The following is a 23397-nucleotide window of genomic DNA, read 5'->3' on the forward strand; positions in this document are numbered from 1 at the left end:
ACTCATTCAGTTTAATCCTCTATAATTTGTGTATCAATATGCAAATCATACTGTAAATGTTGAAAAATATATAATCATTCAACTATCTGTTCAATTAAGGTCGGAAAATAGACATCTAGGGGATGTTTTGTTGAATACTAATAATCGAAGAACCACTAAAACAAAAAAAGAATTAAAAGACGCATTGATTTTGCTTATGGAGAAGAAGGATTTCAAAAAAATTACGATAACGGATATTGTTGCTCTTGCAGATCTAAATCGCGGAACCTTTTATAAGCACTATCAGACGCAAGAGGAACTTCTGAATGAACTCATTGATGATGTTATGGAGGATTTAATTAAATCCTATAAAGAACCCTACCTACATACGGATATATTTATTATTAGCGAGCTTACAACATCCAGCATAAGAATTTTTGAACATGTCCATTCGTATTCCGATTTTTACATGATTATTGTAAACTCAAATGTTTTGCCTGGTTTCCAAAATAGAATTTGTGAAATATTAAAGCAGCTAATACTTCAAGACCTGGCTGTCGGAACGAACACCAATCATAAAATTAACTCCGACTTATTTTCCAGCTATAGTGCCTATGCTCTTTTTGGTTTAATTATGGAATGGATAAAGGGCGGCTACAAATATACACCTAAACATATGGCAGAACAATTAATTGAAATTTTATCCTATAAATCAAAGAATACGATTATTAGCCCCTCCAATAAGCCAATTTCCCTAGATTCGATCCGGAATGGATAAAAAAAAAGGACACCCTGTTGGGTGCCCTTTGTGATAGATACAACTATTCCAGATTAGCATGATTTCCATACATGGCATGACCGGAAAGAGCCTGTTTGTCCATTAGACGAAGGATAACAGCATCGCATACAAGCAACAGCATTTGTTCAAATAACGTGCCCATCGGCTGAACGGTTATCGCGTCATTGCCCGTTTGATCCTTCGGGGCACCGGGTATCTTCACAATAATATCTGATAATTTTCCAATTGATGATGCCGAAGAAAGTGTTAATGCACCTACCGTTGCTTGGAGGCTTCGCGCTTTTTCCGCCATAGGCACAAGTGATTTTGTCTCTCCTGAGCCAGTACCAATTAGAAACAAATCGCCCTGAGATATACTGCGAGTAACCGTCTCCCCAACAACGTACACATCGACACCAAGATGCATTAAACGCATCGCAAATGCTCTCATCATAAGTCCGGATCGGCCTGCTCCTGCTACAAATACGCGCCTCGCCTTACTCATGGCATCCGTTAATTGCTCCAACTGTTCCTCATTGATTCCATCCGCAGCTCGTTTCAATTCGTCCAGTATGGTATGAAGGTTATGATTATTTGTCATAACGCTATTACCCCTGCTTAATCAATTGCTGCATTTCATCTGCAGCTGCTTTCATGTCGGTCTCTCCTGTAATTCCGCCTCCAACAATAATAAGGTCAGGCTTCACTGCGATTACTTCAGGCAATGTGGTTAGCTTAATGCCGCCAGCAACCGCCACTTTTGCGTTTTTAACAACACGTTTAATAGTTCGAAGATCTTCGAATGAGTTTTGTCCGACCGCTTGAAGATCATAGCCAGTGTGAACACAAATATAATCCACGCCGAAGGAGTCAATCTGCTCCGCTCGCTCTGCTAAATTTTTAACGGCAATCATGTCCACCAAAATTTGCTTACCTTGTTTTTTGGCTTCTGCCACAGCACCCTGAATACTCGCGTCCTCAGCAACGCCAAGAATGGTAACGATGTCTGCGCCTGCCTCGGCTGCTTTCATTACCTCATAGCCGCCTGCATCCATGATTTTCAAGTCTGCCAGCACCACTAGGTTAGGAAAAGCCTCCTTAAGAGCCTTCACTGCGTGCAAGCCCTCATTAATAATGATTGGAGTTCCTATTTCCACTATATCCACATAAGGCTCCACTTGCTTTACAACCTCAATGGCTCCAGGGATATCGACAAGATCTAACGCTAATTGTAATTTCATTTATGATTACCTCCATATAGGTTGTTTTTATCTAACATCCTATATTCTAAGCAATCTTCGACATAAGCGTAAGTACGCACTTTCATGTAACGTAGTACCCATTTGGGAACTATGACTGAGCGTTTCACTTTGATTGCCGATTTTCTTTTTCCTTTTCTTGGTGCTTTTCTCCCCACTGGGACATGACGTTTAGCAGCTCCTTCACCGTTAATCCGTACTCGGTTAAGGAGTATTCCACCTTAGGCGGAACTTGTACATACACCTTACGATCAATGATTGCATCTTCCTCTAATTCACGCAGCTGTTGCGTTAACATCTTTTGCGTAATTTGCGGCATTTCTCGTTTCAACTCACCAAATCTATGTGTGCCTTCCGTTAAATGACACAGGATTACCGGCTTCCATTTTCCGCCTATTACCTTCAACGTCAGTTCTACCGTTTCTTTAAAATGCAAATCACCCAACCCATCAACCCCTATCCTATATGCCTCTAAATTAACCTGTTTTTTGTCTATTGATCCAGCATAATGGCTTGAAGCCGTACGATTGCCTGCACGCGATCAACAACTTCCAATTTACCATAAAGATTACTAATATAATTGCGGACTGTTCCCTCTGTAATTTGAAGGGAAACGGCTATCTCACGATTGTTAAAGCCTTTAATAACAAGTTCAGCCAATTCCTTCTCCCGTTCTGTCAGATGAAGGCGTTGATCCCGAACTGCCGACTCATTAAAACTGTAATCCATCGCCTTCTGGGACATTTTGATTGCCATTTTGGACGCTACAGCTATTGGTAAAATAAACTGACCAGACACTGTATCTCGGATTGATGCGATCATTTTATCGGCTTCCATATCCTTTAACAAATAACCGCTCGCACCATTTGCCATGCCATCCATAATATAATCGTCATCAAGAAACGTAGATAGTATGAGAATAAAGGTATCCGGATTATTTTTTTTAATTTGCTTCAATGCAGAAATACCATCCATAATTGGCATTTGAATGTCCATCATTACGAGATCCGGACGAAGCTCGGCAGTCAGCTCGCAGGCTTCTGCTCCATTACGAGCTAAACCGATCACTTCAAAGTCGTCTTCCAAATCTAAAATGGTTCTTAGTCCTTCTCTCGTCAGCATCTGATCATCCGCAATTATAATCTTTATCATCCAGCAGCCTATCCCCCAATCATTAAACCTTCCTGTAGTTATCTGCTATACGCACCATGTTCCGCCCAGCATGCTTCGCTTCATATAGCGCATTGTCTGCAGCTTTCAGCAACAAATGGAGTCCATCCCCATATGCAAAATCATTGCTTGATGCAGCTACGCCAAAGCTGGCCGTAACAGATAGCAGTCCTTGTGGGAATGCCATAGGCTGCCTTTCCAATTCATCACGAATGCGCTGTGCCGCTGCCGCAGCTTCCGTCAGTGACAAGTCCGGCATAGCTACCACGAACTCTTCCCCCCCATAACGGGCAAATATATCATCCGTACGCAGCAAGCTAGTGCAGATCCTAACGACGTGAAGCAATGCTTGATCGCCAATATCATGTCCATACGCATCATTTATTCGTTTAAAGTGATCAATATCGAACATGAGCAACGCAAGCGATTTTCCGTTCAGTAGAGATTGCGTTAAGAGTGTTTCGCTCAACTGTATAAAATGAATCCGATTAAATATTCCCGTCAATCCATCATGATAGGCAAGCTCTTGAAGCTGCTTCTGAAGTCGAATGCGTTCTGAGACATCGATTAGAACAATTAACTTCCCCGTCTCTTGCCCGCTCTTCTTTCTGATGATTGACGATCGAATATCGTAGTAATAGGATTCCCCATTTATTTTCCACAACGTTTCTTGAATATTTAATAACCCGACATCCTGCTCATTCTGATTCAAGCTTGTCGGATCAATGAGTGGCCTGTTCGTGTGCAGAAGCCAGAAGGGTTCAATCGATCGCCCAAGAATATTCGTCGATAGCTCAGGCATAACAAGTGCCGCGGCAGGATTATAATCGGCAAGTTTATTTTCCATATCGAGTACCAGTACTGCGTCACCCATACTATCAAAGAGATTATCACGAGCGATCGGCGCAACATTCATCAATCCCTTTGAAGCCAGTGCCCACATATATATAGCTGAGGTTGCTACTAATAGGACAGGAATAGGATCCACACCTTGGGGTGTCAGATTGCCGAGATAAGCAAAATCCCCGGCTAACGGAAGTAATAATCCAATTAACATAGTTATATGCTGCAAGCGATAGGAAGACTTCATGCGGTTCCAATAGAACAGCAGTAGAACGACACCGCCAAATAAACAGCCGAAGGTATAGGCGCCTTGAATAAGATACCAAGGTCCTACGTTAAGATCTACTTTTAGAAAATCCATATCCGGCCTAATCTCAATAGCGCGGTAATAGAGATGATGAGCCTCATTCGTCATGACAAGCACCAAGGTAATGAGCGGCATAACGAATAGCCCAACGCGTAAAGGAGGCTTTAAATAGCGGTCCATGCCGAGGAATTGCATGACTAGCAGCAGATTAATGGGAGGAAGAAATGGCAAGCCTAGATATTCAACCTTAATCCAGAATGTAGCCTCCGCTAGTGAATCGGAGGACAGCTCCAGCGCTGATCCAAATATATAAATAGCCGACAACAAACTTAGTGCGACAAAGGCTCTAGACATCAACTTCTTCGATCGGTTAAAAAATACGTAAATACCCATAATGACATTAATGACGCCAGCCGTAACAATAAGGGTTAAAATAGCGGAATAAGGCGTTCCCATGGTTCATACACTCCACTTACAAATTAGGTTTTCATGCAGTCCTGTCTACCTCATTTGATGTTATCATAAATAGAATATAATGTGGGATGATGTTGTCGAATCTTGTAGAACCTTTTCCGAATAAAATGAATAAAGAGACTGCATGAAGTTACTTCATGCAGTCTCTTTATCTTGTCTACTTAAACCTTAATAATACGCAATCCAGCCACTTGACCGACCTTGCGATCCTGATGAGATGCAAACTTGATCGTAACAGCCGATTTCCCGCTCGTGACAGTTGGAGAGAGCTCGTAACGAATCGTCTCAAGCTTATTCATTTCCTCAGACTCAAGAACACCTGTACCGAGCCGCTGACCGTCAGCAAATAGATCAAAGCTGACCGAAGTGTCATTCGATTTCAAATACGTCACCACAAGATCGACCTTCTCTTCCGGCAATACTTCCATCTTGAAGGAGAACCAGCCATTGATCCAGCTATCTCGGTACTTTCGGTTATATATTTTTCCTAAACCTACAAACTCACCCTCAAAGTTATGGTCGCGTTCCGGCTGCATTTCAGCTGGCTGAACAGAATCGACGGTTAGCTGCTCCAAAAGCAAATTACTCTCGATGGTTGAACGGTATTCAGCCTCGGCCTGCATCCACTCCGCTGGTGTGAACAAATCCCAGTATACCGAATAGCGATGATCATGCATGTGATAGAAAGGACGAAGCTCATAATCGCCGGCGTATCCTATACCTTTCATCTCGAACACATTTTTTTCTAAACCAGAAGGCTCGAAGCTGGCTGACAATGTCTCGCGATCTCCAATTAATACGGAAGCAAGCGCTCGTTCACTGCTTGGCTCTGCATCAATGGATCCGAAATCTCCTGCAAGCACAAGCGGTCCGTATAAGAACGCCACTCTATTCGGGTTATCCGGCATAGCCTCCATCCTTACGGACATCGGCATGTCATATTCGACAAGGTCCCCCTCCTGCCACACTCTCTCCAGAACGACATAGCTGGTCTTCGTCACGTCTACCGGAATCGATTCTCCGTTTATCTTTATGCTCATTCCTTGTTCAGCCCAGTATGGATATCTTAGCTTTAGTGTGAATCTCGTCGGTTTAAGCGCACTGATTCGCAAAACGCCATGTCCTTCTTCCGGGAAGGTTGTCTCTTGCTTTAGACGGACGCTTTGCTCCTCCCATACTACCGTAGAAGGTACGTATTGATTGACATAAAGCTCGTCTTCACTATGGAAGTAGATAGCCGATCCGTACATCGAATGGCTTTCCATTCCTGAACCGACACAGCATGTAAAGCTGTCAAACTGTGAGTTAAATGATTTATGTCCGCCCATTTCAAGTGATACGAAATAGCATACACGGCCGTCAATTGGCTCCTGTGATGCCAATATATGATTATACATAGCCCGTTCATAATAATCGGCATAGGCCGCATAGGCGTCCCATTGAAACATATGCTTCGTCAGCTTCAACATGTTGTACGTATTACACGTCTCACATGAGCCCTCGCCCAATCGGTCATTCAGCTTGTCAGGCTCCCCAAAATGCTCATTGTAGCTGTTGCCGCCTATGACATAGGAGTGATGATTCACGACTCGATCCCAGAAGAAACGAGAAATGCCAGCATAATGCTCCTGACCCGTTACTTCATACTGTCTTGCAGCCCCGATGATTTTAGGGATTTGAGTATTTGCATGCCTTCCTGCAAGCGTGTCCTTCTGGACTGCAAGATCATTTAACACTTCACCATGATAGAAGCGTTCAGCTAATGCAAGAAACCGATCATCACCGGAGTCCTCTGCCAAGTCAGTGAGTGCCTCATTCATACCTCCAAATTCACAACGAAGCACCTCTTGCACCTGTTCATGATTTAGATTTGCGAATACATCCTCCAGCCATTGCCCTAGTTTCGTTTCAATTTTCAATGCTTTTTTATTCTCAGCCAATCGATAAGCGTCTCTTAATCCCGCAAATAGCTTATGTATCGTGTACAACGGTACCCATCCACCGTTAAGGTCAAAGCCCTGTGAGCGGATATCTCCCTTCTTCACTTCCTCAAATAGTTCTATGCCGCGGGGAATGCCGGAAATAAATCCATTGCCGTGCGCATTCTGACACAACTCTAGTTCATCAATTACATAATTAACGCGGTCAAGCAGCTCCACATTGCCTGTGGAAGCATACATGAGCGCACAGCCCGATATATAGTGTCCGAGAGTATGACCGCTAATACCAAGCGCTTCCCATCCCTCATAGTGAGCAGCTTTTGTCTCTAGGCCAGCATATTCACGAAAACGCGATAAAAGCCGATCAGCCTCCAGCTTGAGCAAATACGATGTATTTAGCTCCATCGCACGGTAAAGAGGCCCCGACTCGATTCGTACATTTTGTAACTTAAATGCCTGCGTTTTCAAGAAAATCTCTCCTTCATTTACCTTGCCAGGTTCTTTCGACAAGTGTATATTTTACTCCATAAGATATCATCAGAATGCTGGTTTGTCGGTAGCTTAACCTTACAATCGGTGGACAAAACCGACTTATTCATAAGTAGGAGGAACGGCATGAACTATTTGAAGCTAAATGCCGATGTACCCGTTCATTTCGTGGCAGCAGGCGAATTTATTTCTGAGTCCCCATGGACGCATGTAAATCGTACTATTGGTAACTATGAGCTAATCATTGGCGTGAACGAAACCGTATATATGCGCGAAGAAAATAATTCTTTTGAGGTAGGTCCTGGGGAGGTTCTTCTTCTAATGCCCGGTCGTGCTCACTCCGGTTACAAGGAATCGCGGCCTGGCGTTACCTTTTATTGGTTTCATTTTGAACTGGCGAGTGAAGGGAAATTACTAGGAGAGGAGGAAATGAGACAGGAAGCGGAACAAATCTACTCACGCACGCAGCGCTTATGGTCTGTGCATAATTTGTATCTGCAGCAGTTTATACGGTTCGAGCAAGCCGATCGAATCAACATATTAGCCAATCAAATCCTACATGTCGCCAACTCCGGTTACTTGACCTATTCAAGCGTTAATTATTTGTTCACCTCGCTCTTAATTGAGCTGTCTGAGCATACTCTCCATCCGTTCGCTGCAAAGCCGATCCGCACACATGGAGATGTCACGTTCAGTAAAATTGCAGAGTGGACGAGGATTCACGCATACGAGCCTCTTACCGTTGCGATCATTGCGGAGAAATTCAATTACAACAAGGATTATTTAGCGCGGCTGTTTAAGCAGCATACACTAATGAAGCCTTTGGAATTTATTCATACGGTACGAATGAATAAAGCGAAGGAGCTATTAACCAGAACAGCGCTTAGCATAAAGGATATTGCTGCTGAGACAGGCTTTCCTGATGACAAATACTTCTTGCGGCTGTTTCGTAAATACGAGAATATGACCCCCACACAATATCGTAACGCCTACCATAAAACATTTATTAATAATGTTTAATGGGAGGATCGAGAACGTAAAACATATTATGCGGACATATCAAAAAAACCAATCATCGGTCCTCCGAGATTGGTTTCATATTTTTCTCCACTTTTCTTTCAAGTATTGCGACAAGAGCCCCTGTCCCAAAGGCTTGCGATGACCGTTGCTATTGCCGAACCGCCTGCATGCAACAGTAATATAGGAACCCTAAGTAACCCAAGGATACGATGCTGATACATATTCATTTATTGCGCATACCTCTCATTAGGGAATTGCCTTAATTGTAGCAAGACTAAATGAGAAGACAATTAAAATCATCTAAAATACTATCAACTAGTCATTAACCTCACTGTAAACTCATTAGCTCTTCTAATGAAATGGTGTCTATAACATCGTAACCATAGCCCTCACCTCTTGGTTTCACAACTACTGTTCCTGCATAAGGAATCTCTCCTAAACCAACGCCTGAAGGAAAACTGTGAGCAATAATAACTTTATTGGTTCCAGAAGACGGTACTTTCTCTAGTTTAGAATTCAATGCTGCTAGTGTGCGTTCCCGATCTGATGGGGTTACACCACTACTTAAATTGTAAATATTTATCCAGAATGGATCGACTTGTACATTTCCATCTCCAAAAGCTAATTCAGCAGACTCTCTTGTTCGGCAAAAGGGACTTGCCTGAACCGGCGTTTCAATGGGAATTTGTAAACGCCTTATCGTTTGTCCAAAAAGTGAAGCTTGTCTTTTTCCTTCATCGGAAAGATTTCTTTGGGTAGCGCAATCGCTAAGAACGTAGCCCGGTTGATCTTCTCCCACCGTTGCTTCTCCATGTCTTACATATAAAATGTATCCACCCTGACGCAGTGAATTTAATAATGATGGGTTCACTGGACTCGCTTTCGTTGTGTTTCCTAACGCACTGACCATTTGTACCGGAATAAGAAAAAGTAAAAAAAGCATACATAAATAAACTAGTCTTTTCATCTTCACATCTACTCCTTCTGAATCCACTATTTTTATATTATAGTGTGCGCAAGGAGAGAGAATAAAAAACGGGTAAGGAACGATAATCCGCTCCCTGCCCGCTTTTTTTGAATCATATAAGCCCCAGCAGCATGCCTCCCCCTGCACCGCTAAGAACAACCACCCAAGGCGGAAGCTTCCAAAAGACCAACATAATAAATAGAATGACTGCTAGTGCAAAATCCATCGGTTCCAAAATGGCACTTGTCCAAAGCGGGTCGTATAGAGCAGCAAGCAAAATACCGACCACAGCAGCATTAATCCCTACCAATGCTCCTTGGATTTTCGGACTCTTTCTTAACGTATTCCAGAATGGCAGTGCACCGACAATTAGAAGAAATGCTGGTAAGAAAATGCCTAGAGTAGCAACGATCGCTCCACTTATACCCCCAGCCATAGCTCCAAGATAACTTGCAAAGGTGAACAAAGGTCCCGGTACCGCTTGCGTAGCACCGTAACCCGCCAAGAAGTCCTCTTGGCTAATCCATCCCGTTGGAACAACTTCTCGCTCCAACAGTGGAAGTACAACATGCCCCCCACCGAAAACCAAAGAACCAGAACGATAAAAGCTGTCAAACATCGCTAACCATCCAAATTCTCCTGATTGTCTGAGAAGTGGAAGGGCTATAAGCAGAGCAATAAACAAAGCCAAGCAGCAGATGGCAAAGGATCGACTAACTGCAATTTTAAGATCCTGTACTCCATCTACAGCATTCTTTCGATATAGCCAGAGGCCGACAAGCCCAGCCGCAACGATGATAAGCACTTGGCTGTAGGCTGTGTGCCATGACAACGTAATCGCTGCTGCAATCACGGCTATTGTAACCCGATTCCGATCGGGTGTAAGCTTTTGCCCCATTCCAAGAATGGCATGAGCTACAATTGCTACAGCTACGATTTTCAGTCCATGAATCCATCCCGCACCCGCTATATCATAGCCCTGAAGCAGGAATGCAAACGCCACTAGCATAATAATCGAAGGAAGAGTGAAGCCTAACCAAGCAATTAGCCCACCTAGCACTCCGGCTCTTACAATACCAATTCCAATGCCAATCTGACTGCTTGCAGGACCGGGGAGAAACTGACAAAGCGCTACAAGATCAGCATAGCTTCGTTCATCCATCCAATTTCTACGACGAATGTATTCATTATGAAAGTAACCAAGATGAGCGGCTGGCCCTCCAAAGGAGGTGAGCCCAAGTTTGGTCGAAACACTCAGCACCTCAATAAGCGTGGAAAATGTACTTTTTCGAGCATATTCTGATGTCCCTTGCTTCTTCTCATCCATAAAAGGATTACTCCTCTTTCTTTTTTTTATTTCTACTACCAACCATTCTTACACTACCTTTTTGGAATCGGATCGGGCTTGCCAAATAAGTATCCTTGAAAAAGTTGATAGCCGCTTTGCTTCAACCATTCAAAGTCCTCCCTCGTTTCGACCCCTTCCGCTAACGGAACGGATTGTATGTTTATAGCCTTTTCCAAAAAAGCTCTAGCTACCTTCTGTTTGGTTACGTCCTCAGAAACCCCTTGAACATACTTCATATCCAATTTCATGTAATGCGGCATAAGCTCTGTTAACATCTCGATGGTGCTGTACCCTTCCCCAACATCATCTAACGCGTACTGGAATCCTTTTTCCTTGTAATACGTTAGAATTCTCTTCAAATGAGGAAGATTATCTACTTTCTCCGTTTCTACGACTTCAAAAACGAATAGAGATGGATCTACACCTAGTTCATTAGCTAGTTTAACTGTCGATTTCAAGCAGAACTCCGGTGAGTAAATCGAGGTAGGAATAAAATTAATAAAGGTTTTTTTATTTAACGGTGCGGCATATCTGACTGCCGTCATTCTGCATATTCGATCCAGTGCGTATAATCGACCGCGGTTTCTTGCCGCATTAAAAATATCATTGGGATAAATAAGAGACCCATCATCTTTTTTAAATCTAGCTAAAATTTCATACGCATAAATGTCTTCATTTCTATTTACAATCGGTTGAAAATGGCAGGTAATTAACTCCTTTACAATAACTTCATCAATCCATTGCATGTCAAGAATAGCTGCACCCTCCGACAGAGGTCTCCATTCCTGATCATGAATGCGAAAGCTAATGTCCTCTGGATGCATATGATCGTTGCAGAAATCAATAAAATCCCTTACTCCAGATTCCTTAATGGTTAATCTATTTTCTGTTACTTTATGTAATGTTTTTGTTCTATATAAGTGTTTAATCACTTCGGGCAAAACATGTAGGTTTTGAGCTCCTTCAACCCTGATTTCAAACCTTAACTCTTCTATTAAACAGTTTCTGCATTCCAACACTTCTACCTCCTCGTATTCTAAGTTCCAAGAAATAGCATGATAAAAAAACGGACTTGTCCTAGATCATATCTGACTAGTAAAAAGTCCGTTCGATTTATCCCGCTCATTCGACCGATTCATCGGCAATGATTAGGCTCGTACGTGTTTTTTAAAACTTATTCATAAGGCGCTCATCCACATTAGAGTCTCAATTATTTTTTTCGTGTGATGGCTTCTTCTATATTATAAAACGGCTGTTGATTTTGGGCTATAAATAAAAGACGGACTCTAACTTACTACAGTAGGAGTCTGTCTTTATTTATTTCACTTTCGATTGTATCGTCATATACATTGGGTCTATATCCAATATGACTCTCAATGCTCGGCTAGTAATTGATCAATGACTTCTTTCATCTGCTCCTCTTTCATCGCACCAACCCGATGGTGAGCAATATTTCCATTCTTATCAATAAAAATCGATACGGGAATAGATCTAAGACCGTATGCTTTTGTCACCACTTTATCGGGATCGAGAAAGACAGGGAATGAATAGTTATTTTCATCGATGTACTTGGCAACTTTGTCATGATCCTCGCCAACACTAATAGCCAAGAGCACGATATTCTCATCCTTATACTCGTTGTACACCTTCTCCATATCCGGCATTTCGTAAATGCACCACTTACACCAGGTTGCCCAGAAATTGATATACACATTGCGGCCCTTGAAGTCATGCAAGTTAACTTCATTTCCTTGTAAATCAGTAACGGTAAAATCAATCGCTTGTTCTCGTTCCTCAATCACAGGAGCATCATCGCTCGCCTGCCCGCTTTCATTTAATGAAGAGGCTGCGACAATTGCAGGTTCTTCTAAATTGTTATTATTGACAACATATCCTGCAATGATGATCAGAAGGAGACCCACGCCCCACAATAACAAGCTTTTCTTCATGCTTCACACCTCTATAGATTAAATAAACTGCCGTACTTACTGAACACTTCAAGCCTATTCGTAAACACAAGAATCCCCATCACAATCATAATAATCCCGCTAATAACAGCGATAATCGGAATATACTTCGTAATCCTCTTTAACAGCTTGATCAGATGCTCGACCAATAGCGCAGAGAGCAAGAATGGTACGGCAAAACCAATGGAGTAGAAGACAAGAAGCATGATCCCTTTGTTAATCGTTTCCATACTGCCAGCATAGATCAGAATGGTGGAGAGAATCGGTCCAATACAAGGTGTCCAGCCCACGGCAAAGGCCATTCCTAATAAAAGAGCGCCAAAGCTCTTGCCCGTGGAATCTTTTGGCATGAATCTCTTCTCCTTGTACAGAAACTTCAGCTTGAATACACCTGTCATGTGAAGTCCAAATAAGATAATGAGAATACCGCCGATTTGTTGGATTAATCGCATATGGTCGGTAAAAAGCTTACTTATAGAACTAACCGTAACCCCGAGTGCGATAAATACAATCGAGAATCCGAGGACAAAAAATATCGTTTTAATTAAGACATTCATTTTCGCTTTGCTGGTATGGATTTCTGCAACGGATGCGCCAACCATATAGCTTAGAAAAACAGGAATTAACGGTAGGACACAAGGCGATAAAAAGGATAGCAGCCCTGCTGAGAACGCTAGAATATAATCCATGCTGCTCCCCTCCCTCTGTATGGGTAAAATGGGTAGCCAATTGGCTACCCATTCGGTTAAACCTTTTCCCATGGCATTCTTATTGGGAAAGCAGATTGTACAGCACCTTTGCAACCTCTGCTCTAGTGGAGTTTCCTTTCGGATTCAACTTAGCGTTATTGCCTGTAACGACACCGCTCTCAACGAATGACTTAAATGCATCCGTTGCATAGCTTGCGATCTGGTCTGCATCCGTAAAGCTCGATACGGTTGCCCCCGTTGCCGATGTAGTAGTTTCACCTAGCACATCAAGCGCACGATAGAGAATCGTAAACAATTCTTGACGCGAAATCAGGCTATCCGGTGCAAACTTGTTATCACCAATTCCAGTCGTGATTCCAAGTCTCTTAGCAGCACCAAGATAAGATGTATAGTAGGTATTTCCTGCATCAGCAAAATTGTTCTCTTCCTTCGCTTGCGGCTCAATACCATAGGCTCTCAGTAACAAGACAATGAATTGACCTCTTGTGACAACAGCGCCTGGGCTGTAATGTTTATCATCCGTGCCTTTTGTAATGTCTCGTGCAGCCAAGTAGCTAACTGCATTTTCGTACCAAGCCGTAACAGGGACATCCGCAAAAGATATTTTATTGTAGCCAATAATATATTGCGAGAAGTGTGTCGTCTTGAAATCAACAGTCCGCGTCGCAGCATTGTACTGACCACGAATCGGCTGCAGTTCGCCTTCTTCCGTAACATAATAAACAATTACTGCATTTGGATCTTCATTTGCTTGCAGCGTATAGGGAAGACTAATATGAACATTTCCTCCGCCGAAGCTCGAGAGATAGCTGTCGCCTGCATAAACGGAGAAGATATATGCGGGTCTATCCCCTAATACTTCCTTGCCTTCTTCAGTCAACGAAACTTTAGAGATTATGATGCTGATATCACCTGTCGCAGCAGCCGCACCAATACTATCTGCTGCTTGAGCATCGAAGCTCACTGTTCCAAAGCCTACATCTACTTTAATTTCTGCTTTTGTTTCTGAGGCCAATTCATTAAAGGAAGCTCTAGGAATCGTTAATTGTGTGGAAGTCGTTTTATTTGTCCCCTCAACTTTAAACTCCACTACTGCAGCTTTTCCTGCTTGCTCAATCTTTTTTGCTCCATCAATAAGCGTTTTAACCGTATCCTTGCCTACTGCAGCTAACGTCTCTCCTGTGGCTTCATCAGTCGATGCCGCAGGGACTGTCGTTGACACCTTTGGATCTATGTTGCTGTTGTCAGTAGGTGGCGGTGTTACCGACGGTACACTCGTTGTCGGAGGAGCCGTGTAGGCAGGAACCGTTACATTAAGCACTTCACCTGCAAGATAGCCTTCCTTAGCTGCATAGCGAACATGATAAGTGCCCGCTGCTAACCCCGTAATCAGATTACCCGTTACACGAATATAGGCAGTTGCTCCATCCAGCTTATACTCAAGCGCAGCAGATACGCCTGTAATTTGACCATCATTGTTCGCTGAAGAGGTTGGTGCTATACCCGCCACTCCTGTTGGTGCTGGTTGTACAAGACTTCCATTCGACGGTACGGTCACAGATACGGAGGGGCTTGCGCTATATCCTGTTTTGGCAGCGACTCTGACTTGGTATACGCCTGGCGTTAATCCTTCGATCGTTGTTCCAGTCACTGGTTTATAGCTTTCAGCACCTAGCAGTCTATATTCCAGATCTGTCGTTGTTCCCGTAATTTTACCATCATTATTATCCTGTGAAGTTGGCTTAACACCCGCTAAGCCGGTCGGGGCTGCTTGCTCGATTTCGCCAAAGCCTTCAATAACGATCTCAACCGATTTACCCGCCGGATAAGGAACCGCTACTTTGCCCCCAGCATTATTTACTGGACCATTATAGCCATTCTTGGACGCGTATCTGACTAGATACGTGCCAGGTGCAAGACCTGTAATAGCGTCACCGGATACAGCAGTATAACTCTCGGCACCATCGCGCTTATATTCCAAAGCTGTTGTTGTGCCTGTAATTTGACCATCGTTGTTGGCTGCCGATGTTGGTGATTTAGCAACTAACTGAGATGGAGTTGGTTCTATTCTGGAAAAAGTCTCATTTAGCGCTGCTATATACGTATTGCGCGGACCTGCAGTAACATCTTGGTATACATAGTTTGGTTGAATAGTAGACCAAGTGTACATAAGCTCTATATGTCCAAGGATCGGAGCGTCCTTGCCATCAGCATCCTGGTTGTCTTTGTTATATACGAACAAGAACGGTACTTGAAGCCTTGTAGCACCTATCTTCTCTCCTGTGTCATTCGTATAACTAATAATGCTCGGTGTCGCCGCTTGACTATTTTCAGTTGTGAGATTGCTTAAATGCTTATTAACCAGATCGGTGTAAAGATAAGTAATATCCAGATTGTTCGTACGGATCTGCAGCAAGTTAGCATAGTCTGTTCCGGAAGGAACACCCGGAGTTCCCCCGATACCGCCATCCAGCTTCGTATCAAAGTTATACACCTTATCAATATTATGTTGCTTTGCATAATCATTAACGAGCTTTGCAATCGCCCGAGTATTCGGGCACCAGGAGCAACCGAAGAATATCGCATAGTTGCCTTCGCTGCCCAGAATATGATCCAATTCATCATAAGTGACAGGATCGATCACGATCTCACCATCTGTCTCATCGAAAATCACATCTGGAGCTGCAAATTTATTATAAGAGTCTTTAATGTAACGCTCATTATCGAATAGATCATAATCAGCAACTTGATTCGTGGAAATTTTATCGAACACGCCGCTTACTAACTGCTTGTAAGCATCCGCATTCTCAGCTGCAACCGTACCTTTCGACTCCAATGCAGAGACGATAGGAGCAGCGACATCTCCCTCTTTGTGATCCTTGTTATAAACGAATAAAAACGGTGTTTCTACCTTAACTGCCTCGCCTGTATTAGTTTTGCCAGTTGAGCCGGTTGTTACATGGGTATAGGTAACCTTGTCATCACCATCTACGAAATCACCCAAGTTCGTTAAATACTTGTTTACAAGATCAACATATCTTCTTGAATAAGGGCTATTATTAGAATCGATAATATCCAGCTTGCTGGATTTCCCATCTAATCGCGGATCAAAGTTATATACTTTTGAAACGCCGTATTGCTTAGCAACCTCATTAATATAGCTGGCTACGGATTGTGTATCTTGGCTCCAAGCGCCGCCGAACAAGATCACATACGTCCCGCTTTGTTCAAGCAGATAATCAAGTTGATGATAAGTTAATGATTCGTACACATGGTTTGGATCGGTGAGATTAGGATAGATATCATTGAAATAAGTTGTATAAGTGCTATTACGGCTTGTTGTCGGTGTTGTTGAACCGCTCGCACTGACACTAAACACAGGCAGAGCTATGACGATTGCCAATAACAACGAAACAATTTTGGTTGCTCTGGATTTTAGCAGCATGGTTTCTCCCCCACTTTATTTTTTATTTGAAAACGCGAATTAGGAGCCAAACGGATTAGCAGTTTTCTTCCCCATCAATTTCGCAATCCTCATCCGCTGATGGAGCTGGGGCTGCAGGAGTTGAAGATGACGGTGATAATGAATTAGTCGATGACGTCGTTGTTTTTGGAGCCTCTACAGCCTTTGGTTGGTTAGATTCTTTATTTGTGAATGAGATTGACTTCTTCTCGCTTGGAGGCGTTGTTGCTGCAGGCTGGCTCACTTCTTTCGTTGAAGTAGTTACTGCTGGTTTATTCGTTGATGGAGTTGTTGATTTAGATGAAGCTGCCGGTGCAGCTGGAGCCACAGTCGTTCCAGTGGATGACTTTGCTGCTGGTGCTGGTGAAGCTGCGGGCGATTGGCTAGCTGCTGTGTCTGTCGCTGTTTTAACTTCTTTTTTACCAGCTGCTGCTGGCGCAACTGCAGTTTCTTCTTTAGCTGTAGTTGCTGTAGTCACAGCCTCTTCTTTAACCGTCGAATCAACAGCCACTGGCTTCGCCTCTTGTTCTACGGCTTCAACTATCGCTTCTACAGCCGCCGGTTGAGGCACAACAACTTCTGCAGCAATTGTTTTAGATGAATCTACTGCTTCTACAACGGGAGCCTCTGCTTGAACCTCAGCCGCTGCAACCTCCGAATTAACGACATTCTCTTCAACTGTTGAAGCTGCATGTGCTTCCTTATTAGCAGACACCGCTGCATAAGTTAAGATGACAAAAGCTAGTGAAGCGATAATAATGGATACTGAAAATTTCTTCATACTTGAACATCCCCTTCGCCCATGGCTATTAGTATTTACATTTTTTACCTTTTGTGAGGATAAAAAAAGAGATCCAACTTCGCGCAAACATTGCTGCGCTTCGTCAAATCTCTGGCCGTCCAGTAGACTATGATCCTTATATATCCTACAAAATGATATTGCATCTCTCGGTGCATGCTTCAATCATAATCACCCCCATACCCCCTGTCAATACTTTTTTAAATATTCCTATAGAAATTATCGGATTTAAAAAATGACTTGGTTTCTCTAGAAAAAACCAATTGACTTTTTGTTACATTCTCAGTACATTAGATTCAATTCATACAAAATAGATTGGTTTAGGGGGATTTGCATCATGGATAAAGTGGAAAATAATCTGCTTATAGCAATTGAGACGAATTGGTACAGTTTCGTTGCTGCTATTTTTGTTTTTGCAATATTATATTACTTGGCGAAGAAACGCGTTGGTTTCGGTACACGAGTACTCGTTGGACTAGGAATCGGTGTCGTCGTCGGTCTTATCTTTCAGGCTTTGGACACTTTCGAATACAAAGCAATCACCACATTTGGAAGCATCTATATTAGTCTCATTAAGATGCTCGTTATTCCGCTCGTATTCACACTCGTATTAAACAGTATTTCTTCCTTAACTAATTTGGAATACTTGCGTAAAATCGGCTTCAAAACATTCGCATGGTTCCTTGGCACGACAGGTATTGCTTCAATAATCGGTTTATCGGTTGCTCTTCTAATGAACCCTGGAAAAGGACTTAAAGTTGAAATTCCAGCTGATTACACGGCACGTGAGATTCCAACTTTCTCAGAGGTTATTCTTGATCTCGTTCCGTCAAATCCATTTAATGAAGCTGCGACTGGCAAAGTAGTACCTCTTCTTATCTTTGCCATTTTCGTTTCAATAGCGATCATTAAAGTAGGCTCCAAGAAGCCTGAGGCAGTACAGCCTGTACGTGATCTCATCCAATCGGCTACTCAAGTTTTGCATCAAGTCGTTAAATTCGTTATTCGCCTAACACCTTATGGTGTGTTCGCATTGATCGCCGGCATGACAGCACGTTATGGCTGGGAGACATTACAAGAGCTCGGAAGTGTGATCATAACCTCTTATGTGGCCATGATCATTCACTTCGTCGTAATATTTGGCGGACTCGTTCTATTGGTTGTAAAAGTGAACCCGCTTCGCTTCTTCCGGAAGATATACCCAACGGTTGCAGTTGGTTTTACGACACGCAGCAGTTATGCCACTCTTCCCGTTAATCTGGAAGTGATTACGAAACGTCTTCATGTCTCACCAAGGATTGCAAGCTTTATCGCACCGCTAGGCGCATCCGTTAACTTCAATGCATGTGGCGGTATATGGCCTGCGATTGTAGCAGTATTTACGGCGCAGCTATTCGATATTACGCTAACAGGTACAGACTATATTATTCTCGTTTTGGTAAGTGTCATTTCATCAATCGGTGTTGCTGGCGTTCCTGGTCCAGCTACCATTTCAACAACAGTCGTACTAACGGCACTTGGATTGCCTCTTGAGGGAATGGCAATCGTCGCAGGGGTTGAATCACTCATCGATATGGGCCGTACAGCCGTAAATGCTTCAGGAACAGCTGTAACTTCCCTACTCGTTGCAAATTCTGAAGGTGAATTTGATCGCGAAGCATTTAATAAAAATGAAGACGATGAAGTTTCATTGAACGCGGTATAATACTTTTACAGACACAAGCGACCTAATTAATACAGCGCCATTCATGGCTGTACCCATTAGGTCGCTTTTTTTGGCTTCACTTATAGTGAGCCGCTATTTTTCTAATTTCTTGCTTTTCCCTTTTAGCTTATCTGCTATGTAAAGCGTCACGAAAAGCAGTACCGGTAATAAGACACAAAATGTCATGTCAAACCAAGGATAGTGTTCAAACAGCATTTTATTATATTCCGTAATGCTGGGCGTTCCGACAATCGTAAATACAATCAATATCATGCCTAGAGGGATCGTCAGCATATTGCTCTCTTTTAATCGGAATAACTGACTGATACCGGTAGTAAAAGCAAAAAACAAAAGCATCGTCTTGTAAAAAACAGTAATCACCCACAAAAAAGTAATAATGGCTTCTAATCGCTCTAAAAAGTCCGCCACTTTTATTTTTTGCGCCAGCACGAATGTCGGATAATACTTCGTTTCCATTAAATTTGGACCTAGTACTAACACACAAAAGAGAACAATGATAAATAATAAAACAGCCCCCATTACAAAGCCTAACATGATCGGTTTTGTTAATTTCTTATTGCTGTTAATATGAGGTACGAGCATTAGAATAATAAACATTTCAGAAAATCCGAATGTAAAAGCCGGCAATGATCCGTTTATTATAGGACCGAATCCCTTGACCGCCATAGGAAAAAGATTGGATAGCTCCACTTGAGGTAACAAGAAAACAGTAAGAAATACAAAAAATGCCATAAACACAGGGAATAGCAGCTCACTCATTCGAGCAAACGCTTCGATTCCATACCTATAACCGATGATAATGACAACAGTGAAAAAAAGGAGAATTGCAATTGCAGGCGTCTCCGGCATCAACTGTGTTGTCATGAATTGACTCATCTCACTCATAAGCGTCAGACAACATATGAAGACTTCAAATAAAAAAAGCACACTGAATAAACTGCCTATCCAAACTCCCAACTTCTTCAGTAAGGCAACAATCAGACTGGAACCCTCCTGTCTGTTTGCAATTCCAGCAAAAAGCGCCCCAGTCAGAAGTCCAAAGAATGAGGCAAGCAGCATGGACAACCAAGCATCTTGTTTGGCCGATGCAGCCACTATAGTTGGCAGAATGAGAATCGAATCGCCTACAATCCCGAGAATAATCAGGATCGTAAACTGCCGAACAGAGATTTTAGCATTTGCGTATCCGTTCATCGCCTACCCCTTATCCTCGACAACATCCGATTTGGTTTATCCATATACCTGATTTATTAATTGAAATAAGTTTGGAAGACTTACCTTCAGTATCAAAGCAATATACAATGCTGTCGCTATTAGCAGAAAGAAAATGAAGATTATCAATTCCCGCTTCCGTTCACGCCGTTTGAGACCGGGAGCCTCCAGCCAAAAGGCTCCCGCCGCTAATGCCAGTACCGCTATAATAGACGAAATGCTATGCCCAATCCTCCCCACGCTCCGTTTCACAACAAAGTAGAATTACCAATAGTCCCCGTTTTACGGATTTTTAATTCGATATCAAAACGAACCTTACATTGAGGGAAAAGATCATTATTCCATTTCTCCTTAGCATGCACCCAATAAGCAGGATGGTGTTTTTCGAACTGGCCGCCAAATCCAAAAATGTCGGATTTCAAAAGCTTGGCACGTTTCACCGCTGCATCTGCATTACTTAATAAAGTAGCTTCTACACCTTTCTGCAGCTTTTCAATCGTTGCCTGATCCGTTAGATCAACATCCACACATGACTTTGAAACGATGTTTGCTTCAGTGCTGATATGGACGATGAGCTCCGGCTTACCATTTTGAACCTTCGTCTCTATTTCAGATTTTGAAGAGGATATCTCAATACCTATATATTTTTGATTGCCACATACAAGCTCTATCGATGTGCTGTCAAGTTTGTCTGTAATATCCGTATATCCTTTGCTTTCCTTTTCATTTAGCCAGCCCACCAGCTTATCATCTTTGAATGCAGCGATGCCGGTATAACGGAAGCGACTGGGAGGCTGGAACGGCTCTACGTTTTTTTTCGATTCCGACATTTCCGAATTACCGATGATTTGAATACCTGTTAATACGAGCTCACTACTTTCGATTGAAAGCTTATTTAGTACTTCATCCATTGTGACGGATATGGTTGGTGCCCAAGACTTCTGAGATGTTTTCAATGATTGAAGCATGCTATAGGTCGGCAGCCTCTCCAGCGGTGTAAACAATTTGAGAATTTCTTCTGCTTTCATGTCCCTTGCAACTACTAAGCTGAAATCCATCCTCAATTCATTGTCACGAAGTGTATTATCGATAAAATCTCGTATTCCCCTTCTTGCTAACGTTTCTCCAATTACGAAGATCTGCAGATGCCCCATATACACCTTTCTTGGCGCTTCCGCAGTCAATGACCTTGCCGCTTCAAATATCGTTTTTCCCCTTGCCTGAAATAGTGTTCCGGGCGGGCGGTCCCCCCCCTTTTTTTGTGCTGATATTTCACTAGGGTTGACCACTTGGAATGATACGAGATATTCACCATCTACCCAGTCAACGCCCATTCCGAGTACAATTAGTAATTCATTTAATTCCCGTCTGCTCCAGCAACCGGTAAGGATAATCAAACAAAATACACTTATTAATAATTTATGCCACAAAAAAATCCTCTCCTCCTATTTAACCCTTGCGACTCTTCCCGCTGCCTATTGATGTGCTGGGTCGTTTGTATACCAACCATCTTGGCAGACGAAGAAGTGTATCTTCCATATCGCTTGATTGGTATGGTGAGAGCGGAGACATATAAGGTTCACCGAAGGAGCGCAATGAGCATAAATGAAGGAGAATAATGAACAAACCCATAATAATACCGAACAACCCAAAGCTTGCGGCCAAACCCATAAACACAAATCGGAAAATACGTATCGGAATGGACATACTATAGGCTGGCAATGTAAATGTCGAGATTGCTGTTATAGACACAACGATAACCATAGCAGCTGATACAATACCGGCCTCTACTGCTGCCTGTCCGATAACGAGTGTACCAACGACCGATACCGCCTGACCAATTGCGCGGGGCATACGCAAACCCGCTTCCCTTAAAATTTCAAAGGTTACCTCCATCACTAACGCTTCAATAAAAGCTGGAAATGGTACGCCCTCCCGCTGTGCTGCCAGATTTATTAGCAGTGAGACTGGAAGCATATCACGGTGAAATGTAGTTATCGCTATGTACAAAGAGGGGAACAAGAGTGAGAGTACGACACTGCCAAATCTCAAGAGACGAAGCAAACTTGCATAATAAGCACGTTGATAATAATCTTCTGTCGACTGAAAAAAAGTAACAAATGCAGTTGGTACAAGCAATACGTTCGGCGTTCCATCTACAAATATTGCTACTTTTCCTTCCAACAATTGTGCGGCGACATTATCCGGCAGCTCTGAGTTAAAAACAGTTGGAAAGAGTGAATATTTACCATCTTCGATCAGCTCTTCAATATACCCGCTTTCCAGAACACTATCAATATCTATCCCTCGAATTCGTGAGCGTGCCATATTAATAACAGAGGTCTTGGCTATGCCATCTATGTACATAAGGGTAACGTCGGTTTTCGTCATCCGTCCAATTGAAATCGTCTCAAGACGAAGACGCTGATCTTTAATTTTCCGTCTAATCAACGCTGTATTTGTTCGAAGCGTTTCATTAAAGCTTTCTTTAGGCCCTCTTATGGATGTCTGATTCGTCGACTCGGTAACGTCGCGACCCTTCCATTGACGATTATCCGCACGATAAGCGTAACTGATGCCTTCTACTAAGATGATAGCGTCACCTGATAACAAATAGTTGTACAAAGAAGCCATTTCTGACACCTTACTAATGGATCCTACACCAGATAATAAATGTTCAGCCAAATGATCAGTGTCATCTTTTTTAACGTCATGGGAACGGCTTAGCATCTCCAAAATATAATTGTTTATTGCTGTAACATCTGTTAAACCATCAATATAAACAACTGCCATTGCCGCCGCTCCGGCAATCTGTATTTTGCGTACAACAACGTCATCGCTTTCACCAAAATCGTTTAAAATCTTCTCCAGGTTTCGCTCAACGTTCGGGGCAATAGGGATAGTTGCAATTTCATCCGATAATCTTTGATCCATTAACTATCGCCG

General features: G+C 42.7%; 20 protein-coding genes. 3 read left to right on the forward strand and 17 right to left on the reverse strand.

Annotated features, from left to right (window positions below; genetic code table 11):
• The first annotated feature begins 130 nt into the window (after nt 1-130).
• Complete coding sequence (locus AC0YOD_RS16465) at nt 131-757, forward strand: TetR/AcrR family transcriptional regulator (protein ID WP_475800411.1); 627 nt, start codon at nt 131-133, stop codon at nt 755-757.
• A gap of 43 nt (nt 758-800) precedes the next feature.
• Here AC0YOD_RS16465 and hxlB read toward each other — a convergent pair whose 3' ends face one another.
• From hxlB to AC0YOD_RS16495, 6 genes are all read right to left on the reverse strand, one after another.
• On the reverse strand, nt 801-1358 hold the full coding sequence (hxlB, locus tag AC0YOD_RS16470; protein ID WP_475800412.1) for a 6-phospho-3-hexuloisomerase: 558 nt from the start codon (nt 1356-1358) through the stop codon (nt 801-803).
• A gap of 7 nt (nt 1359-1365) precedes the next feature.
• A complete protein-coding gene (gene hxlA, locus AC0YOD_RS16475; RefSeq protein WP_475800413.1) occupies nt 1366-1998 on the reverse strand; it encodes a 3-hexulose-6-phosphate synthase in 633 nt (210 codons plus the stop codon).
• A gap of 124 nt (nt 1999-2122) precedes the next feature.
• Nucleotides 2123-2461, reverse strand: coding sequence for a winged helix-turn-helix transcriptional regulator (locus AC0YOD_RS16480; protein WP_475800414.1), 339 nt, complete (start codon nt 2459-2461; stop codon nt 2123-2125).
• A gap of 47 nt (nt 2462-2508) precedes the next feature.
• A complete protein-coding gene (locus AC0YOD_RS16485; RefSeq protein WP_475800415.1) occupies nt 2509-3168 on the reverse strand; it encodes a response regulator in 660 nt (219 codons plus the stop codon).
• Between the two features lie 22 nt (nt 3169-3190).
• On the reverse strand, nt 3191-4792 hold the full coding sequence (locus tag AC0YOD_RS16490) for a histidine kinase N-terminal 7TM domain-containing diguanylate cyclase (RefSeq protein WP_475800416.1): 1602 nt from the start codon (nt 4790-4792) through the stop codon (nt 3191-3193).
• A gap of 179 nt (nt 4793-4971) precedes the next feature.
• On the reverse strand, nt 4972-7218 hold the full coding sequence (locus AC0YOD_RS16495; RefSeq protein WP_475800417.1) for a beta-L-arabinofuranosidase domain-containing protein: 2247 nt from the start codon (nt 7216-7218) through the stop codon (nt 4972-4974).
• A 147-nt stretch (nt 7219-7365) separates the two neighbouring features.
• Here AC0YOD_RS16495 and AC0YOD_RS16500 point away from each other — a divergent pair, with 147 nt between their 5' ends.
• Complete coding sequence (locus tag AC0YOD_RS16500; protein WP_475800418.1) at nt 7366-8259, forward strand: AraC family transcriptional regulator; 894 nt, start codon at nt 7366-7368, stop codon at nt 8257-8259.
• 328 nt (nt 8260-8587) lie between these two features.
• Here the strand turns inward: AC0YOD_RS16500 and AC0YOD_RS16505 are convergent, their stop codons facing one another.
• From AC0YOD_RS16505 to AC0YOD_RS16535, 7 genes are all read right to left on the reverse strand, one after another.
• Entirely contained in the window at nt 8588-9226 is a 639-nt protein-coding gene (locus AC0YOD_RS16505; protein ID WP_475800419.1) for a histidine phosphatase family protein, read from the reverse strand.
• Nucleotides 9227-9338: 112 nt separating this feature from the next.
• Complete coding sequence (locus tag AC0YOD_RS16510; RefSeq protein ID WP_475800420.1) at nt 9339-10553, reverse strand: chromate transporter; 1215 nt, start codon at nt 10551-10553, stop codon at nt 9339-9341.
• A gap of 53 nt (nt 10554-10606) precedes the next feature.
• Nucleotides 10607-11506, reverse strand: coding sequence for an EAL domain-containing protein (locus AC0YOD_RS16515; protein ID WP_475800421.1), 900 nt, complete (start codon nt 11504-11506; stop codon nt 10607-10609).
• A gap of 441 nt (nt 11507-11947) precedes the next feature.
• Nucleotides 11948-12523, reverse strand: coding sequence for a TlpA family protein disulfide reductase (locus tag AC0YOD_RS16520; protein WP_475800422.1), 576 nt, complete (start codon nt 12521-12523; stop codon nt 11948-11950).
• A gap of 11 nt (nt 12524-12534) precedes the next feature.
• Entirely contained in the window at nt 12535-13230 is a 696-nt protein-coding gene (locus tag AC0YOD_RS16525) for a cytochrome c biogenesis CcdA family protein (RefSeq protein WP_475800423.1), read from the reverse strand.
• 79 nt (nt 13231-13309) lie between these two features.
• The gene (locus AC0YOD_RS16530) at nt 13310-16696 is read right to left on the reverse strand and encodes an S-layer homology domain-containing protein (RefSeq protein WP_475800424.1); all 3387 of its coding nucleotides are present in this window, start codon (nt 16694-16696) and stop codon (nt 13310-13312) included.
• A gap of 55 nt (nt 16697-16751) precedes the next feature.
• Nucleotides 16752-17495 carry a hypothetical protein gene (locus AC0YOD_RS16535; RefSeq protein ID WP_475800425.1) on the reverse strand — a complete coding sequence of 248 codons (744 nt, stop codon included), beginning with the start codon at nt 17493-17495 and terminating at the stop codon, nt 16752-16754.
• Nucleotides 17496-17850: 355 nt separating this feature from the next.
• Between AC0YOD_RS16535 and AC0YOD_RS16540 the strand changes: the two genes are divergently transcribed.
• Nucleotides 17851-19218: a dicarboxylate/amino acid:cation symporter gene (locus tag AC0YOD_RS16540; protein ID WP_475800426.1), complete on the forward strand. Its 1368-nt coding sequence runs from the start codon at nt 17851-17853 to the stop codon at nt 19216-19218.
• A 93-nt stretch (nt 19219-19311) separates the two neighbouring features.
• Here the strand turns inward: AC0YOD_RS16540 and AC0YOD_RS16545 are convergent, their stop codons facing one another.
• From AC0YOD_RS16545 to AC0YOD_RS16560, 4 genes are read right to left on the reverse strand one after another with little or no spacing between them, the layout of a single operon-like run.
• Complete coding sequence (locus AC0YOD_RS16545; RefSeq protein ID WP_475800427.1) at nt 19312-20433, reverse strand: GerAB/ArcD/ProY family transporter; 1122 nt, start codon at nt 20431-20433, stop codon at nt 19312-19314.
• A gap of 36 nt (nt 20434-20469) precedes the next feature.
• Nucleotides 20470-20703 (reverse strand): hypothetical protein, encoded by a 234-nt coding sequence (locus tag AC0YOD_RS16550; protein WP_475800428.1) that lies wholly within the window; start codon nt 20701-20703, stop codon nt 20470-20472.
• Nucleotides 20700-21881 (reverse strand): Ger(x)C family spore germination protein, encoded by a 1182-nt coding sequence (locus AC0YOD_RS16555; protein ID WP_475800429.1) that lies wholly within the window; start codon nt 21879-21881, stop codon nt 20700-20702. The genes AC0YOD_RS16550 and AC0YOD_RS16555 overlap by 4 nt, the downstream gene beginning before the upstream one ends.
• Nucleotides 21882-21900: 19 nt before the next feature.
• Nucleotides 21901-23385 carry a spore germination protein gene (locus tag AC0YOD_RS16560; protein WP_475800430.1) on the reverse strand — a complete coding sequence of 495 codons (1485 nt, stop codon included), beginning with the start codon at nt 23383-23385 and terminating at the stop codon, nt 21901-21903.
• Between the last annotated feature and the right edge of the window lie 12 nt (nt 23386-23397).

The sequence above is a fragment of the Paenibacillus sp. J31P13 genome (assembly GCF_056269295.1).